This is a genomic window from Streptomyces sp. NPDC026246, from assembly GCF_055567995.1.
The window spans coordinates 331,278-347,916 of record NZ_JBVHPJ010000005.1 but is presented as its reverse complement, the minus strand read 5'-3'; the positions used below and the strand labels follow the sequence as shown (position 1 = coordinate 347,916).

Annotated in this window: 16 protein-coding genes and 1 pseudogene; 9 read left to right on the top strand and 8 right to left on the bottom strand. The window is 72.6% G+C overall.

Annotated elements, in window-relative coordinates; genetic code table 11:
* Positions 1–38: 38 nt before the first annotated feature.
* From ACZ4M5_RS15980 to ACZ4M5_RS15955, 6 genes and pseudogenes are all read left to right on the top strand, one after another.
* On the top strand, positions 39–884 hold the full coding sequence (locus tag ACZ4M5_RS15980) for an RNA polymerase sigma factor SigF (protein WP_333930574.1): 846 nt from the start codon (positions 39–41) through the stop codon (positions 882–884).
* A gap of 130 nt (positions 885–1,014) precedes the next feature.
* On the top strand, positions 1,015–1,431 hold the full coding sequence (locus ACZ4M5_RS15975) for an ATP-binding protein (RefSeq protein ID WP_467737083.1): 417 nt from the start codon (positions 1,015–1,017) through the stop codon (positions 1,429–1,431).
* Positions 1,432–1,616: 185 nt separating this feature from the next.
* Entirely contained in the window at positions 1,617–4,226 is a 2,610-nt protein-coding gene (gene rph / locus ACZ4M5_RS15970; RefSeq protein ID WP_467737081.1) for a rifamycin-inactivating phosphotransferase, read from the top strand.
* Between the two features lie 344 nt (positions 4,227–4,570).
* Positions 4,571–5,880 (top strand): annotated as a pseudogene (locus ACZ4M5_RS15965) (MFS transporter).
* A 141-nt stretch (positions 5,881–6,021) separates the two neighbouring features.
* Positions 6,022–6,300 carry a GlsB/YeaQ/YmgE family stress response membrane protein gene (locus ACZ4M5_RS15960; protein ID WP_467737079.1) on the top strand — a complete coding sequence of 93 codons (279 nt, stop codon included), beginning with the start codon at positions 6,022–6,024 and terminating at the stop codon, positions 6,298–6,300.
* 293 nt (positions 6,301–6,593) lie between these two features.
* Positions 6,594–7,142, top strand: a complete 549-nt coding sequence (locus ACZ4M5_RS15955) for a hypothetical protein (RefSeq protein ID WP_467737077.1) — start codon at positions 6,594–6,596, stop codon at positions 7,140–7,142.
* A gap of 48 nt (positions 7,143–7,190) precedes the next feature.
* Here ACZ4M5_RS15955 and ACZ4M5_RS15950 read toward each other — a convergent pair whose 3' ends face one another.
* Positions 7,191–7,379, bottom strand: coding sequence for a hypothetical protein (locus ACZ4M5_RS15950; protein ID WP_467737076.1), 189 nt, complete (start codon positions 7,377–7,379; stop codon positions 7,191–7,193).
* 265 nt (positions 7,380–7,644) lie between these two features.
* On the opposite strand from ACZ4M5_RS15950, the gene ACZ4M5_RS15945 reads away from it, so the two are divergent.
* The 3 genes from ACZ4M5_RS15945 to ACZ4M5_RS15935 all read left to right on the top strand — a co-directional run bounded on the left by ACZ4M5_RS15945 (position 7,645) and on the right by ACZ4M5_RS15935 (position 9,387).
* Positions 7,645–8,049: an STAS domain-containing protein gene (locus ACZ4M5_RS15945; protein WP_467737074.1), complete on the top strand. Its 405-nt coding sequence runs from the start codon at positions 7,645–7,647 to the stop codon at positions 8,047–8,049.
* A gap of 215 nt (positions 8,050–8,264) precedes the next feature.
* Complete coding sequence (locus ACZ4M5_RS15940) at positions 8,265–8,633, top strand: hypothetical protein (protein WP_467737072.1); 369 nt, start codon at positions 8,265–8,267, stop codon at positions 8,631–8,633.
* Positions 8,634–9,078: 445 nt separating this feature from the next.
* Positions 9,079–9,387 carry a hypothetical protein gene (locus tag ACZ4M5_RS15935; RefSeq protein ID WP_467737070.1) on the top strand — a complete coding sequence of 103 codons (309 nt, stop codon included), beginning with the start codon at positions 9,079–9,081 and terminating at the stop codon, positions 9,385–9,387.
* A gap of 9 nt (positions 9,388–9,396) precedes the next feature.
* On the opposite strand, the gene ACZ4M5_RS15930 is transcribed toward ACZ4M5_RS15935, so the two are convergent.
* The 7 genes from ACZ4M5_RS15930 to pelF all read right to left on the bottom strand — a co-directional run bounded on the left by ACZ4M5_RS15930 (position 9,397) and on the right by pelF (position 16,568).
* On the bottom strand, positions 9,397–10,236 hold the full coding sequence (locus ACZ4M5_RS15930) for an endo alpha-1,4 polygalactosaminidase (protein ID WP_467737068.1): 840 nt from the start codon (positions 10,234–10,236) through the stop codon (positions 9,397–9,399).
* Positions 10,233–10,895: a spherulation-specific family 4 protein gene (locus ACZ4M5_RS15925; RefSeq protein WP_467737066.1), complete on the bottom strand. Its 663-nt coding sequence runs from the start codon at positions 10,893–10,895 to the stop codon at positions 10,233–10,235. Before ACZ4M5_RS15925 ends, ACZ4M5_RS15930 begins: the two co-directional genes overlap by 4 nt.
* Positions 10,892–11,794: an NAD-dependent epimerase/dehydratase family protein gene (locus ACZ4M5_RS15920; protein WP_467737064.1), complete on the bottom strand. Its 903-nt coding sequence runs from the start codon at positions 11,792–11,794 to the stop codon at positions 10,892–10,894. Before ACZ4M5_RS15920 ends, ACZ4M5_RS15925 begins: the two co-directional genes overlap by 4 nt.
* 7 nt (positions 11,795–11,801) lie before the next feature.
* Positions 11,802–12,515 carry a nucleotidyltransferase family protein gene (locus tag ACZ4M5_RS15915; protein ID WP_398108070.1) on the bottom strand — a complete coding sequence of 238 codons (714 nt, stop codon included), beginning with the start codon at positions 12,513–12,515 and terminating at the stop codon, positions 11,802–11,804.
* A 66-nt stretch (positions 12,516–12,581) separates the two neighbouring features.
* Complete coding sequence (locus ACZ4M5_RS15910; protein ID WP_467737062.1) at positions 12,582–13,583, bottom strand: GDP-mannose 4,6-dehydratase; 1,002 nt, start codon at positions 13,581–13,583, stop codon at positions 12,582–12,584.
* A gap of 49 nt (positions 13,584–13,632) precedes the next feature.
* Positions 13,633–15,051, bottom strand: a complete 1,419-nt coding sequence (locus ACZ4M5_RS15905; protein ID WP_467737060.1) for a hypothetical protein — start codon at positions 15,049–15,051, stop codon at positions 13,633–13,635.
* Positions 15,048–16,568, bottom strand: coding sequence for a GT4 family glycosyltransferase PelF (gene pelF / locus ACZ4M5_RS15900; RefSeq protein WP_467737058.1), 1,521 nt, complete (start codon positions 16,566–16,568; stop codon positions 15,048–15,050). Before pelF ends, ACZ4M5_RS15905 begins: the two co-directional genes overlap by 4 nt.
* Between the last annotated feature and the right edge of the window lie 71 nt (positions 16,569–16,639).

Here is a 16,639-nt window from a genome sequence, read left to right as displayed (position 1 = left end):
GGTCGGCGCCGAGCTGGACGGATGGGGAGGGAAGCATGATGGCGACAGCCATAGCTGCAGAAACGGACACGGACAAGGTGCGTCTGCCGGAGGTCGCCGATCCGTCGAAGGTCGCACCCAAGGACGCCCGCGAGCTGTCCCGGATGTTCTTCGACCAGCTGGCCGTACTGGAGGAGGGCACGCCCGAATACCAGTACGCGCGCAACACGCTCATCGAGATGAACATGTCCATGGTCCGCTTCGCCGCCGGCCGGTTCCGCAGCCGCGGCGCGGAGGAGATGGAGGACATCGTCCAGGTCGGCATGATCGGCCTGATCAAGGCGATCGACCGTTTCGAGCTGACGCGCGAGGTCGAGTTCACCTCCTTCGCGATCCCCTACATCGTCGGCGAGATGAAGCGGTTCTTCCGTGACACCACCTGGGCCGTGCACGTGCCCCGCCGTCTGCAGGAAGCCCGCGTGCAGCTCGCCCGCGCCACCGAGGAACTGCGCAGCCGGCTCGGCCGCACCCCCACGGTGAAGGAGCTCGCCGAGCTCATGAGCCTGTCGGAGGAGGACGTCCGGGAGGCGCAGATCGCCTCCAACGGCTACAACTCCTCCTCCCTGGACGCCGCCCTCAGCACCAGCGACGACGGCGAGGCGGTCCTGGCCGACTTCATCGGCGCCGACGACCGCGCCCTGGAGCTCGTGGAGGACTTCCACGCCCTGGCTCCCATGGTCGCCGCGCTGGACGAGCGGGACCGGCAGATCATCCACATGCGCTTCGTGGACGAGCTGACCCAGGCGCAGATCGGCGAGCGTCTCGGCGTCTCCCAGATGCACGTCTCCCGGCTGTTGTCCCGCTGCCTGGCGCGCCTGCGTGAAGGCATGCTCGCCACCGGCTGACACGATCCCCGTCCCTCTCGGATCCTCTCCAAGCCGCCAGGCCGGCCGGACTCGCTCCGGCCGGCCTGGCGGCTTGTGCGCACCTCGTGGACAGGGGCGTCAAACGTGTCCCCTCGGGTACGCGGGACGTGTGGACGGGGAGCGAGAACTCACGGTGGCCCTGGATGGAGACATAGCCAAGGCTCGCCACTTGGCTGCCGAATTCCTGGCCCGGCGCCGGGGGGAGCAGGGGCTGCACATCTCTCAGCGGAGCATGGACCTGACCCAGCTGGTGGTGAGCGAGCTGGTCACCAACGTGCGCAAGTACGCGCCCGGCCGGGCCCGGATGGACCTGCGGATCGACGACGACGCGGTCGAGGTGACCGTGTGGGACTCGGATCCGGTGCTGCCGGTGGCCAGAGCCGCCGACGCCGGACGGGTGGGTCAGCACGGCCTGGAGATCGTGAAGGCCGTCGCGCAGGACTTCGAGGCCCGCCGGGAGCCGGTCGGCAAGAGCATCACCGCACGCGTCGCCCTCATGGACGAGCCCGGCGACCACCGCTCGTAGCACACGGCCGGGCGCGCGCCGGACACGACGAAGGGCAGGGATACATCTCCCTGCCCTTCTCAACGTATAGCGCACATGGGGGCTTGCGGCAAGGCCCCCGTCACCCCGCACAATCATCGACCGAGGCCGCGACCTGCATAAACGGGGCAAGAGGCGCGTGTGCCGCTGACGGAAGGCAACGGGAGATGACCGAGCAGTACCTGCTGGACCTGCACGAGATCGACGGGACGCGGGCCGCGGACGTCGGAGGCAAGGCCGCACACCTGGGGGAGCTCACGCGGATCGAGGGCATCGGCGTACCGGACGGTTTCTGTGTCACCACGGGCGCCTACCGACGCGTCGTGGCGGGAGCACCCACCTTCGAGGAGGACCTGGAGCGCCTCTCGCGCACGGACGCCGACGACCTGGAGGCCCTCCGCACGCTCAGCGCGCGGATCCGCCGGACCGTCGAAGCGATCGCCGTCCCCGGCGACCTCGCGGCCGCGGTCACCCGCGCTCTCGCCCGGCACGGGGAACAGGACGCCTACGCCGTGCGCTCCAGCGCGACCGCGGAGGACCTGCCGACCGCATCCTTCGCGGGCCAGCAGGACACCTACCTCAACGTCGTGGGCCCCGCGGCGATCCTCCGGCACCTCAGCCGGTGCTGGGCCTCGCTGTTCACCGAGCGGGCCGTGACCTACCGTCAGCGCAACGGCATCGACCACCGGACGGTCCTCATGGCCGTCGTCGTGCAACGGATGGCCGTCCCGCACGCGTCCGGGATCCTGTTCACGGCCGACCCCGTCACGGGCCACCGGAAGGTCGCCACCGTGGACGCCGGCCTCGGCCTCGGCGAGGCCCTGGTCTCCGGCCTGGTGAACCCGGACGTCTACCGGGTGAGGGCCGGCGAGATCGTCGCCAGGACGATCGCCGTCAAGGAACGCGCCGTACGGGCGCTGCCGGCCGGCGGCACACGGCAGGAGACCGTCGACCCGCGGCAGCGGAAGCAGCCGGCACTGACCGACACGCAGGTCCTGGACCTCGTACGGACCGGACGCCGCATCGAAGCACACTTCGGGCGCCCCCAGGACATCGAGTGGTGCCTGTGCGACGACGGTTTCCGGATCGTGCAGAGCCGGCCGATCACCACGCTCTACCCCGTCCCTCGGGCCGCCGACCAGGACAACCACGTCTACGTCTCCGTCGGCCACCAGCAGATGATGACCGACCCCATGAAGCCGCTGGGCATCTCCATGTGGCAGCTGACGGCCATGGCGCCCATGCACGAGGCGGGCGGCCGGCTGTTCGTCGACGCGACCAAGGCCCTCTCCTCACCCACCAGCCGCGCCGGGCTCCTCGACGTCGCCGGCCGCTCCGACCCACTCGTGCGGGACGCCCTGGAGACCGTCCTCGACCGGGGCGACTTCGTCCCGTCGCTCCCGGACCCCCAGCCCGCCGGCCCGGCCGCAGGGCAGCCGGCCGACGCGGCCCCCGCCCCCATCCCGACCGACCCGGCCCTCGTCACGGAGCTGATCGAACGCAACGAGGCGTCCCTCGCCGTCCTCGAACGCGGCATCCGGGACAAGACCGGACCGGCCCTGTTCGACTTCCTGCAGGAGGCGTTCGAGGAGCACAAACGCATCCTCCGCGACCCCCTGAGCATGCAGGCGATCATGGCGGGGATGGAGGCCACCTGGTGGCTCAACGACAAACTGGGGGAGTGGCTCGGCGAGAAGAACGCCGCCGACGCCCTCACCCTGTCCGCCCCCGGCAACATCACCTCCGAGATGGGCCTGGACCTCCTGGACGTGGCGGACGCCATCCGGCCGCACCCGGAGGTGGTGGCACACCTGCGCACCGTCGAGGGCGACGGCTTCCTGGACGAACTGCCGAAACTGCCGGGTGGAACCGAGGCACGCGACGCCGTCGAGGCCTACCTGGACCGCTACGGCGTGCGCTGCGCCGGCGAGATCGACATCACCCGGCCACGCTGGCGCGAGCGCCCCGGCACCCTGGTCCCGGCCATCCTCGACAACGTCCGCAACTTCGCGCCGGGTGCCGCGAAGAGGCGGTTCGAGCAGGGGCTGCACGAGGCGCGGCAGAAGGAGCGGGACGTACTGTCCCGCCTGCGGGAGCTGCCCGACGGGGACCGGAAGGCCGAGGAGACCAAGCGGATGATCGACCGCGTCCGCACCTTCATCGGCTACCGGGAGTACCCGAAGTACGGCATCATCCGCCGCTACTTCGTCTACAAGCAGGCCCTGCTGGCGGAGGCCGGGCGTCTCGTGCGGGCGGGGGCGCTCCCCGACCGGGAGGACGTCTTCTACCTGACCTTCGACGAGTTCCGCGAGGCCGTGCGCACGCACCGGGTGGACCACGAGCTCGTCCGGCAGCGCAAGGACGCGTTCCGCTCGTACCACGCGCTCACACCGCCCCGGGTCCTCACCTCGGACGGTGAGATGGTCACCGGGGCCTACCGGCGCGACGACGTTCCGGACGGCGCCCTGACCGGCCTGGCCGTCTCCGCCGGGACCGTCGAGGGCAGGGCCCGCGTCGTCCTCGACATGGCGCAGGCCGACCTGGAGGCGGGCGACATCCTGATCACGCCCTACACGGACCCCAGTTGGTCGCCCCTGTTCGTCGGGATCGCGGGTCTGGTGACGGAGGTCGGCGGGTTGATGACCCATGGCGCGGTGATCGCTCGTGAGTACGGGTTGCCGGCCGTCGTGGGGGTGGACCGGGCCACCCGGCTGATCCGCGACGGACAGCGCATCCGGGTGCACGGCAGCGACGGATACGTCGAGATCCTTCCCTGACCGGCCGTAACGCCAGGACGCGCCGGCGGGCGTTCACCGCCCTCCGGCGCGTCCTGCGTTCTGGCGTCCCGGCGCTTCAAGGGCCCTGGGGGGCGACCGTCAGGAGTTCCCAAAACCGTTTCCCGTGCCGTCCCCCGAGGGCTACGTTGGACGGCACGAGATCCCCGTGAGGAGTCGAAATGGTCGGTCGCCCGAGCACGCGTTGACGCCGTGGCCGTCGTCGGCCCGTCATCGTGTGCTGCCCTCGTGGTCGCGGCACAGCGAGCTGTCTCCCGTCCGAACCGCCGAGCACCCGTCAACGGGTCCGGCCTCGGGCGCCGTTGCCGAGCACACAAGGGACTCCCGTGCCGTCCGACTCCTCCCCCGGGGACGACCTCCGCCGCCCCGCTTCCCTCCGCCTGGGGCGCGACGCCGACTTCCGCAGGCTCTGGCTGGGCCAGACCGCCTCCCAACTCGGCGAGCACGCCACCTCGGTGATCCTGCCGCTCCTGGCCGTCCTGACGCTGCAGGCCGAGCCGGCCGGCTGGGCGCGCTGCGCGCGGTGGGGCAGGCGCCGATCCTGCTGCTCGCGCTCTTCGCCGGTGTCTGGGTGGACCGGTGGCGGACCCGCACGACGATGGCGCTCGCCGATGCCGGCCGGGCCCTGGTCCTGGCCGTGGCGGCCGTGGCCTGCCTGTGCGGCCGGTTCGGGCTGCCCGGGTTGTTCGTCCTCGCCTTCACCGTCGGCGCCCTGTCCGTGTTCTTCGACGTGGCGTACCAGGCGTCCCTCGTCCGCCTGGTACGACGCGACCGGTTGCTGGGCGCCAACAGTGCGCTGGAGGGCAGTCGTTCGGCGGCCCAGATCGGTGGGCCCGCTCTCGGCGGGGCACTCGTGTCCCTGCTGCCGGCACCTGCCGCCACCGCTTCCGGTGCGGTGCTCTTCGCGCTGTCGTTCCTGGCGATCCGGCGGATCCGCAGGACCGAAGCGCTGCCGGAGCGTCCCGCGCGACCGTCCCGGGTCCGGCACGGCGTCGTCGAAGGGCTTCGCTTCGTCGCCCGGGACAGGCTGCTGCGGGCGGTGTGCCTCGCCTCGGCCGCCTTCCAGCTGTCCTTCGCGGCCCTGATGACCGTCTACCTGCTCTTCCTGCCGCGTGAACTGCACTTGTCGGGGACGGTGGTGGGCCTGACGCTCGCCGTGGCCGGGCCGGGCGCGCTGCTGGGCGCGTTGCTGGCGGCGCGGCTGCCCGTCCGGTTCGGGTACGGCCTGGTGCTCGTGTGTGCGGCGGCGGTCGGCGACGCCGCCTTCCTCTGCGTGCCCGCGCTGCACGGCTCCTCCGCGGTGACGGTGGCCGTCCTCCTCGTGGTGGGCCTCGTCTTCGGATGCGCAGGCCAGCTGGTCAACGTCGCCCTCATGGCGGTCCGTCAGACCGCGACCCCCGACCGGATGCAGGGGCGCGTCGCCGCGACGGTCACCTTCGCCGGGATGGGGCTGACGCCGCTGGGCTCCCTGATCGGCGGACTGCTCGCGGGGGAGTGGGGGCTGCGCACCAGTCTGGTGACGACGGCTGCGGGCATGCTGCTGTCCCCCGCGCTCATGGCGTTGTCGCCCCTGGCCCGCCTGGGCCGGGAACTCCCGTCCGCCGGCGAGGAGTCGACACCGGCCCGGCTGCCCTGAGCCGCCGGCGACGTCCCCCGGCCCCTGCACCCTTCGGGACGAAGCGCGGAGAACGAATTCGAGTCAGTGACGTTTGTTCGGCCGGATTCCGCGCACCCGTTGAGCTAACAAGTTCTTTATACGACGAAGTGGAGACGCACCATGGGCATCATCGCTTGGATCTTCATCGGGCTGCTCGCGGGCGCCATCGCCAAGGCCCTGATGCCGGGCAAGGACCCGGGCGGCATCATCATCACCATGCTCATCGGTATCGCCGGCGGGCTGCTCGGCGGCTGGCTCGGCAAGGTCATCTTCGGTGTCGACTCCATCGACGGATTCTTCAACCTCTCCACCTGGATCGCCGCGATCGTGGGCTCGCTCATCCTGCTGGCCCTCTACCGCGTGATCACCGGCAACCGTCGCTCGCACCGTCACGCGTAACCCGCTTCGACCGGCACACGCCTCCTGGGCGCTGCGCACACTCCGAACGGCTCCTCTCCCCTCGCGGGACGGGAGCCGTCGGTGCGTTCGGGGCCGTGGACCACCTCGCCCGCCCGGTCCCGCCGAGCCCCGCCGAGCCCGCGTCAGTCGTGTGAAACGGTGCCGGGTACCGGCCCCGGTTCCCGGATCCGGACGGGGGGACGGGGGCATGCTGGTAGCCGTCGCGGGTGCGCTCATCGCGGACACCGCAGCGACCGGCGGACTTCGTGTGGCGCGACAGGCGGGGGCATCGGGTGGCGGACGACCGGCAGGCCGACGGCCCGCCCGCGGCGGATGCGGGCGACGCGGATGCCGACGCGGCGGAGGCGGGCGTCCTGGCGGACCGTCTGAAGGAGCGCATCTACGCGACGATCACGATGATCGCCGTGGTGGTCGGACTGTCCCTCGGCGAAGTGGGGACCCTCGGGGCTCTCGCCACGGTCCTGACGACGGCTCTGGGACTGTGGCTGGCGGCGTTCGTCGCGGACCAGCAGGCGCACCGTACGGTCCACCGCCGCTTCGCGACCGGCCGCGAGCTGCGGCGCATGCTGTACGTCAGCAGCCCACTGCTGTCCTGCGCCGGCGGCCCGGCCCTGCTGATCGGACTCGCGGCCGCGGACGTCCTGTCCCTGGACACCGCCCTGTCGGCCGCGGCGGGCGTGGCCGTCGTGTCGCTGTTCCTCTGGGGCTGCCTGGGCGGGCTGCGCATGGGAGGCGGTGTGCCGACGGCGATCCTGGCCGGCGTCGTGGACGCGGCGATCGGCGTGGCCGTCGCCCTGGTGAAGGCGGCGGCCGGGCACTGACGGGGATCCTCGCGGCGGGAGCCGTGTGCAAGGCGCCGCCGCGGGACGTCAGCCGTTCTGCTCGACCAGCCGGCTGAAGGAGGACATGCAGGGCGTGCAGTGCCGGTCCGCGTCGACCTGGTCGGGTTCGGCCGGTTCCAGGGGCCGTCCGCACAGGGTCACGGTGCCCTGCTTGGCTTTCACGTGCCACACCATGGCCGTGCCGGGCTCGTCGAGGCCGGGGCACATCTCGTACATGCTTCCCCCATAGGACAGGCATTCGTTCGCTCCAGCTGACCGCACCGGGGGGTTCCGCGCCGCGCGAGGGCGGCCGTTCGGGTGAGGGGCCCCGGCGGAAGCAGTGAGGTATCCGTCGTGTTCGAGGTCGGCCGTGGGACCGGGGCACTGCGACCATGACCTGCATTTTGAACGCCCGTGGTTGCCTGAATCCGGATACATGACATACTTTTCCGGCAACCGATGACGTGCTCCCGCAGGGGAGAACCACAGAAGGAGCCCGAACGTGCCCTCGGACGAGGTCGTGACACCCGGCATCGCGGGCGTCGCGGACGCGAAGCCACTGCCGCAGCAGGCCGGCGGGCCATCCCTCCACGGGACCGCGGTGCTCCAGTACGACGTGCCCGGGGCCCGGGTCGTCGCCGCTCACGGCCCCTACGACCTGCACTCGATCGAGCCGCTGGCGCAGGCCCTGGACGCCGCGGCCAGGACGTACCCCAAGGTGATCCTCGACGCCTCCGGCGTGACCTTCGCCGACTCGACGTTCCTGAATCTGCTGATCCTCACCCAGCAGTCGGGAGACTTCCGGCTGGTCGCGCCGTCGCAGCCGGTCCGGCGGCTCTGTGAGATCACCGCCGTCGACCAGGTCCTGGAGATCCGCGACACGGTCGACGCCGCCGCCTCCTCCTGACGCGGCGCCGGCGGGCACCGCCGATGGGTTCCGCGTCGCGATCGGCGTCCGGGGCGCACGGCTCGTCTACCGGCCGAGCCTGCACGGGTGAGCCGGACCCCGGGCCGTGGAGCGGGCCGCTCGGGCCGCGTTCAGGGCGACTCGGGCCGCCGCAGCACGCGCTGGTGCACCCTCGCGGACCACGGTGACCGGCCGACGCAATACAATCCGGTCGCATGCCGAAGCCTGACGAGCTGATCGTTGACATCGCCGCCCGTGTGGAGTCCGGGCAGAGCACTCGGATGTCCCTGACCGTGGTCACCGGTGGTGCCGTCATCACCGGTCGCCTGGCACCCGAAGCCGTGTGGCGCCAGCGGGTGTCCGAGGTGCTGACCGACTCCGCCCACCTCGGCGAGTTCTCCGCCGTCTTCGACGCCCCCGGCGAGAAGGGCGGGCCGCCGACCCATCTGCACTTCCACGTCGCCCGGATCCTGCAGGGGACCGTGGGCATCCCCGACACGGGCGGGATGTACCGGGTGGCGATCGAGGACGTCAGCGCCTGGACGGTGGGTGACTTCAGCTACTCGGACCAGACGACGCGCTGATCCACCGTCGTCCGAAGAACACTCTGGCGCCCCTCACGGCCCGGCCGGCTCCGCCCGGCCGGGCCGCTCCCGTCCGCACCGTGGTCGCCCGGCACGGCGCGTGTGACGCCGCCTGCTTCCCGACAAAGTGACCTCCCGGTGGCTTGCAAGGGCGTCGGTCCCCGGCCGGTACGTCGGGGGCGTTGGTGTGGGAAGACAGTGGCGGCTCGCCGGCAGGGGGCCGCAATGGTTGAAACCCCGGCCCCTGCGGTGCCCGGTGCCGACTGCGGCCGCACACAGGCGAGGCGCCGGCACCCCTGCAAGAGACCCCCTGTCCGAAACGCATGCCCGCTTTTGCGTTCGACGCCGAGCCAGGACAAGTTCAGTTCTCGAACACACCGTCAGCGAACTGCGGCGGTTGTCGACACTGCTCGAACCCACCGACGCACGAACGCGAGGATGATCCATGATCAAGCGGATGAAACGGGCCGGCATCGCACTCTTCGCCGTCACGTTGTCGAGCTCCGTCTTCTCGGACACGGCCCAGGCCACTTCCCTCACGCCCGCCCCCGCGTGTGTCGCCGTGTACGAGAGCTGGCGGTATCTGAGTGCCTCCAACGACTGCGGTGACACCGTGCACGTGAGAGCCGTCTACCAGGACGGCGCCACGGGCCCCTGCCACATGCTCGCCCCGGGAGCCGTGAGCACGGTCGGTGAGGGGTACCTGGGTCAGCACGGCCACGTCGGTCACCTCGCCCTCTGCGAGGACGTGTGAGGTGCCGGCTCAGCAAGGGCTGCGCCACACCCCGAGTTCCGGCTTCTTCACCATGGACGACAGCCCCAGCCTGCGGGACTCGGCGCAGAAGCTGCTCCGCGCCTCGGTGTACTCCACGTGGAACACCGCCTTGCCGGCCTTGACGAACGGGGAGAGCGCACCGCACTCCTCGTACTGGGCGCACTCCTCGTTGACGGCGAAGTCGAAGTGGTCCACGAGCTGCGGGATCTGGGGCAGGTCGTTCTTCAGGCCCACCGACATCCCCCGCTCGTGGGCGACGGCCGCGATCATGCGGTTGTACGTCAGCTGGTCACGGGCGGTGAGCGGGAAGCCGGTGTCGTTGCCGTAGCCCTCGACCAGATCGGGTTCCACCGCGTCGAAGCCCTTGTCGCGGCACATGTCGAAGCGGCGCTCCATGATCGGCCGCAGAACGTCCACCTGCCGGATGTCCAGCCACCGTTCGCCTTTCCAGCCGTTGGGCCGGCCGAGTACGGAGCGCGGGAACGCCTTGTGGTCCGGCCGGAAGTCCTCCCACGCGCCGACGTTGATGTAGCAGATGACCTTCCGGCCCGCGCGGTGCAGCCGGGCCACGTCCGCGGCGGAGTTCTCGAAGCCGTCGATGTCGTAGACGGGCACGTCGGCCGACGGGTCGGCCCTGCCGTCGAGTTGCCACTGCCAGGCGAGGCCCGGGCGCGGCTTCCACCGTGGTCCGGTCGTCGCCACGTGCGGCGCGGTCGTCGCCGTGCCGTGCTCGTCGGCGGTCCGTCCCCCGCCGCCGGAGCATCCCGTCAGCGCCGCGGCCGCCACCAGCACGGTCAGCAGGGCGGCACGGGACCGGGCACCCGTCACTGCTCCGCCCCATGGAGAGCCGGTGTCAACTGAGCCCAGGGGTTGGGCGGTTCACCCGTCACCGGGCCGCACACCGCCGCTCCGCGCTCGTGCGCGGTGCGCACGGCGAGCGGGACCAGCGCGTCGGGCACCCCGTAGACGAGATGGCACAGCCGCTCGGGTGGCCGGCGTGCGGCCCAGGCCGGGCGGCTGAACGCGGAGACGTACGTCGACCAGTGACCCTCGAAGGTGACCGTCAGGTCGGCGAGACGGGCGTAGCCCGGCTCCGGGTGGACGCCGGGGTTGAGGACCACGGTCGCCGAACCCGCCCTGCGCAGGGTCCGTACGAGCCGGCGGCAGGCCGCGAGTCCGTCGGCCGTCGCGGTGACGCGGTCGAGGAAGCAGCCGTCCGTGGCGTACCACTCCTGGTGGCGGCGCACGTCCTCGACGACGTCCCCCGGGTCGCGCATGCCGTAGTCGGTGTCGACGTAGCCCAGCAGCCGCGCTCCCGCGTCCCGCAGGGCGCCGGCCGCTGCGGTGAAGGCCGGGTCGGGGGCCTCGCCCGGGCCGCTGGCCGGGTTCAGGACGACTCCGTAGGTACGGGGCGCGGCGGTGATCAGCCGGTGCCACGCGCCCGGGTCCTCGGCCGGGTGGACGTACAGGGGGATCAGCAGGCTCACGGTGTGCGGCCTCCTTCCCACAGCGCGGTCAGCGCCTCGTCGAGCGTGTGGGCCGGGCGCCAGCCCAGGGCCTCCTCGGCGGCGGAGACGTCGGAGCACTGCCACGACACCCGGGCGGAGCGGGCCGAGCCCGCGGTGCCCGTGGCCGTCTCCTCGATCCGGCCGCGGAAACCGGCCAGGGCGGCCAGGTCCCGTACCAGGTCGCGGACCGGGACGGCCCGGCCCCCGCCGACGTTCAGGACCGGCGGCAGGGGTGCCGGGGCCGTGGCCGCGAGGACCGCGGCCCGGGCCACGTCGCGCACGTCGACGAAGTCCCGGTGGGCGGACAGGTCGCCCAGCCGCAGCACCGCCTCCGGGTCGTCGCCCGCCTCGCGCAGCAGGGCGGCGATGCGGCCGGGCAGGCCGGTGGGCGGCGCTCCCGGACCCACCGGGTTGCCCACGCGCAGCACCACCGCGTCCAGGCCGGAGCCGGTCACGGCGAAGGTGCCCGCGAGCTTGGTCGCGCCGTAGGAGCCGACGGGGCGGGTGGCCGCCGACTCCGTGTCCCGGGTGCCGGGCTCTCCCGGGCCGTACTCGGCGGCCGAGCCCAGGTGCACCAGACGGGCGGTGGGGGCCGCCTCGCGCAGCGCGGCGCACAGCACCGCGGGGCCACGGGCGTTGACCTCGGCCAGGGCGACGGCGTCGCCGCCGGTCGCGCCCGCACAGTTGATCACGGTGTCGGGCGCGGCCTGGGCGAGGGTCTTCGCCAGGTGCTCCGGGCCCATGCGGGCCAGGTCCACGTCGACGTCGGCGGCCGGCGACCGGCCGCCGCCGAGGACCAGCGCGCCCGGCAGGGCGCGCAGCCGCTCGGCGACGTGGGCGCCCAGGTAGCCGGTGGAACCCAGGACGAGGATGCGCATGAGGTGCTCAGGCTCCCTTGAGCAGAAGGGACTTGCGGGTGGTGAACTCGGCGTTGGCCTGGTCGTAGTCGTCCGGGCGGCCGATGTCCAGCCAGTAGCCGTCGAACTCGTAGGCGTGCGGCTGGTTGTCCGACTTCAGCAGGTCGAGGACCAACTCGTCGAATCCGAGCGGCAGTCCGGGCGTGTAGCCGTCCAGCGTGGCGCGGGAGAGGCCGTAGACCCCCATGGAGACGCGGTAGTCCATGCTCGGCTTCTCGGTGAACGCCACGACCCTGCTGGCGTCGGTGGTGAGCACCCCGAAGTCGATGTGCACCTTGCGGGCGTAGGTGGCGATGGTCAGGGGCGCGCCGGAGCCGCGGTGCCGGTGCAGGACGTCGGCGTAGTCGAGGTCGGTCAGGACGTCGCCGTTCATCACCAGGAACGTCTCGGGCAACCGGTCGCGCAGGGTGAGCAGCGGGCCCATGGTGCCCAGTGGGCTCTCCTCGGTGGCGTAGTCGACGGCCAGGCCCCACTGCGAACCGTCGCCCACGTAGGCGCGGATGATCTCGCCCAGGTGACCGATCGCGATGGTGCAGCTGGTGAAGCCGGCGGCGGAGAGCTGGCGCAGCACGATCTCCAGGATGGCGTGCTGATCGCCGATGGGGACGAGCGGCTTGGGCAGCGCCGTGGTGTAGGGCCGCAGCCGGACGCCCTTGCCTCCCGCCAGGATCACTGCGTGCATGGTGGGCTCCTCCTTCGTGAACGCTTCGGGGACGTGCGTGACGCGTGACGGACGACGTGCGTGAGGTCAGATGTTGTAGATGCCGGTCTTGTAGCGGGCGAGGTTGGCCGGGTCGCGGAAGAACGTCACCGTGCGGTCGAGGCCCTCCTCCAGGGTGTGGGCCGGCTGCCAGCCGGTCGCGGCGGTGAGCCGGCTCGCGTCGGCGACCAGGCGCATCACCTCCGAGTTGGCCGGGCGGATGCGGCTCTCGTCCTCGCGCACGTCGAGCGGGGTGTCCATCACCTTGCCGATCAGCGCGACGAGGTCGCCGACCGAGATCTCGCCGCCCGTACCGGCGTTGAAGGTGCGCCCCACGACCTTCCCGGCCGGCGCCGTGCCGACGGCGAGGAACGCCTGGGCGGTGTCCTCGACGAAGGTGAAGTCGCGGGTGGGGCGCAGGTCCCCCAGGGTGATGGTGCGCTCGCCGGCGGCGACCTGGCCGATGACGGTGGGGATGACCGCACGCATCGACTGGCGCGGCCCGAAGGTGTTGAAGGGCCGCAGTGTGACGACGGGGGTGTCGAAGCTGGCGTGGTAGCTGTCGGCGAGCCGGTCCCCGCCGGCCTTCGAAGCGGCGTACGGGGACTGGGTGTTGATGGGGTGGTCCTCGGTGATCGGCACGGTCTGCGCCGTGCCGTACGTCTCGCTGGTGGAGGTGTGCACCAGCCGGGGCGTGCCCAGGGCGCGCACGGCCTCCAGCACGTTGAGGGTGCCGGTGACGTTGGTGTCCACGTAGCTGTGCGGCGCCTGGTACGAGTAGGGGATCGCGATGAGGGCGGCCAGGTGGTAGGCGGTGTCGGCGCCTTCGAGGAGACCGCGGACGGACCCGGCGTCCCGTACGTCGCCGAGGACGATCTCCACCTGGTCCAGGACGTCCGGGTGCAGGGTCTCCAGCCAGCCGTAGGAGGAGAAGGAGTTGTACTGGGCCATGGCCCTCACGCGGTGGCCGGAGGCGACCAGGGCCTCGGTGAGGTGCGAGCCGATGAATCCCTCGGCTCCGGTGACGGCGGCGAGCGGTGCGGAGGTCAACTGGGTGGTCCCTTCGATCGGACGGGAGGTGAGCGCAGGACGAGCCGGGTCAGATGTGCGGGGAGGGCCGGCCGAGCAGCCTCAGCGCGCACGCCGCCAGGCACAGGGCGGCGGCGCCGCACGTGAGCGGCAGCGCCGAACCGATGCCCGGTGGCAGGCGCAGGAGTACGACGGCCGCCGGCCCGGCGGCGGCCGCGAGACAGATCACGGCCGACGGCCAGGCCGCCCCGAAGGCCTGGAGCAGCAGCGCGGTCCACAGCACGGCCGCCAGGAGCAGCAGGGCGACCGGATCGGCGCCCGTGAGCAGGGCCGCGGGCAGCAGCGGGGCGAGATACACGAGCAGGCAGAGACCGAGGATGCCGGCCGAGCGCAGCAGGAAGCCGGCGGGTGTGGTGGTGGCGCGCAGCGCGGCCACCGACAGCCCGCGATAGCGGTACAGCAGCCATTCCGCGGGCCCCATGCTGAGCGTCAGGACGATCACCGCGTACGGCTCCTCGCGCCCCTCCAGCAGCACCAGCACACCGGCGGCCAGTCCGAACAGGCCGTACGGCAGTGACCATCGCAGGCGTGGGCGGCCCGCGCCGGTGACGGCCGGGGCGGAGAGCACACCGTGCAGGACCCGTGCGGTGACGGCGAGCGTGGCGAGCAGCGCCAGCGCCGGCAGGCCGGTGCGGACCACCGGCCCGGGATCCCACCAGGGCAGCACGGCGGCACCCGCGGGCAGCGGGCCGAGCGCGGCCAGCAGCAGCCGTTCCCGGCCGAGCACGAGCAGCACACCGGCGGCGGCCAGATAGGCGGACTGGGCGGCGGCCACGAGTGTCACCCACCCGCCCTCGGCGAGCAGCGCGGCGATCGCCGTGGCCACGACCGCGCTGGCGGGAGCGCCGGCCAGGAGAGTACGACCCGCCTCCCGGCGCCCGGTCGCCAACCGCAGGTGCGCGCGGTGACCGAGGGCCTGTCCCCACGCCCAGGACGCCAGCCCGGCGACGACGAGAGGGGGAACGTTTCCGCCGGCGTCCCACAGCGGAGCGGTCAGCAGGTAGGCGAGCCCCGGCAGGGCGAACAGCACACCGCGCAGCAGACAGCGCACGGTGTCGGGCCGCCACGGGTCGGCGGCCGCGGCGGGCTCGGGGAAGGTCCGTGGCACCCGTTCGTACAGCGCGGCGGCCAGGGAGAACAGGTTCGGGTGACCGTAGCGCTCGTGGATCACGGAGGCGGACAGCCCCTCCGCCTCCAGGAGCGCGGCCACCTCGTAGGGGTGGACGGCAGGCCCTATGCGGTCGGCGAGTTCGGCGGCCAGTTCACTGACCGCCCGCTCGTCGGGGCCGCTGCGCGGGAGCCGGATGGCGAGGGTGGCGTCGTCGAGGGCCCAGCGCGGGCGGCGGCGTGCGGGGCGGGGCCGGGCCAGCCGGATGGCCAGGGTGTCCTGCTCGGAGCCCCCGGGTTCCAGGGATATCGGCCCGCTCACAGGGCGAGACTTCCGGTGCCGTGGACGGCCGGTGCGGGGATCCTGACCGCGGGGGGCATGGCCGTCGACTCCTGTTCGGGGTGGGCGAGTTCCAGGTACACGGAGCGAAACGTGTCAATGGTCTGGCGCAGCGTGAACTGTTCGATGACCCGCAGCCGGGCCGCCTCGCCCATGGCCCGGCGCCGGCCGGCGTCGCCGAGCAGCTCCAGCGCGGCCGAGGCCATCGCCTGCGGATCGCGCGGGGGCACGACGAGCCCGGTCTCCCCGACGGCCTCGCGCACTCCGCCCACATCGGTCGAGACGGTAGCCCGGCCGCAGGACATGGCTTCGATCAGCGTGAACGGGAAGCCCTCGCTGATGCTGGAGAGCATGACCACGTTCCCCGCGGCGTAGGCGTCCTTGATGTCCTCGACGCGCCCCTCGAAGGTGACGGCGTCCGCGTGCCCGAGCTCGGCGGCCAGGGCCTCGCAGCGTTCCCGGTAGGCCTCCCCGCCGCGTGGGGTTCCGCCGAACAGGCGCAGCCGTGCCTGGGGAAGGCGCGCCCGCACGAGGGCGAAGGCGCGGATCAGGGTCTCCAGGTCCTTGATGGGGTCGACGCGACCCGCCCAGCTGAGCGTGGGGACCTCGGGTTCCGGACCGGCCGCCGGGAAGGCCGCCGGGTCGACGCCGTTGTAGACGGTGCGGATCGCCCGCGGGTCGGCGCCGCCCTCCTCCTCCCACAGCCGGTTGTAGCGGTTGCCCGGGGTGATCAGCGCGGCCCGCAGGTAGCTCTCCCGCGCCAGCAGCCGAAAGAACCCCAGGATCACGGCCTTCACCGGCCACCGGTACGGCGCGGTGCGGTAGCCGAGGTAGCGCTCACGCAGATAGACGCCGTGCTCGGTGAGGAGCAGGGGCACACCGTGGTCCGCCAGGGCGGCCAGCCCCGGCAGCACGGCGACCCCGCCGCTGACCGCGTGCGCCACCCCGCTCTCGGGCGCCGGGGCGGCCAGCGGGCGCAGGGCGTGCTCCAGGAGGGCGGTCGCGGTGAGCGCGTCGTGCAGGGTCGGCCGGGCCTCGCGGACGGCGAGGCCGGGGCGGTTCCACAGGGCGGTGAGGATCGTGACGGCCCGGTCACCGCGCAGGAAGGCGCTCAGCGTCCCGTCCGGCGCGGTCCGCGCCAGCGCGTACAGGGCGGGCGCGAACCCGTCCTCGGCACCCGGGTCGAGCAGCGCGGTCACGAACTGCTCGTAGGCCGCGGCGAGTCGGCCGCGCGCCCGGCCCCGGGGCGGTCGTCCCTCGGGCGGGGCGCCCCACATGGGGACGGACAGCACGCTCGAGACGTGCGCGGGCAGTTCCCACACGACCGGCTCACGTCCGGTGCCGGTGACGGCGATGACGTCGAAGTCGAGGTCGGGCATGCCCTGGACGAGCTGGTCGCACCAGACGCTGACACCGCCGTGGCTGTGCGGATAGGTGCCTTCGGTGAGCAGGGTGACGCGCGTCGCTCGGGTGGGTCGCGCGCCCTGGGGAAAGGGCATCGATGTGCTCCACGGCTGAGGTGTGGGGTGGTTCGGGCCGGACCCGGCCGCCGCCCAGGGGACGGCCGGGA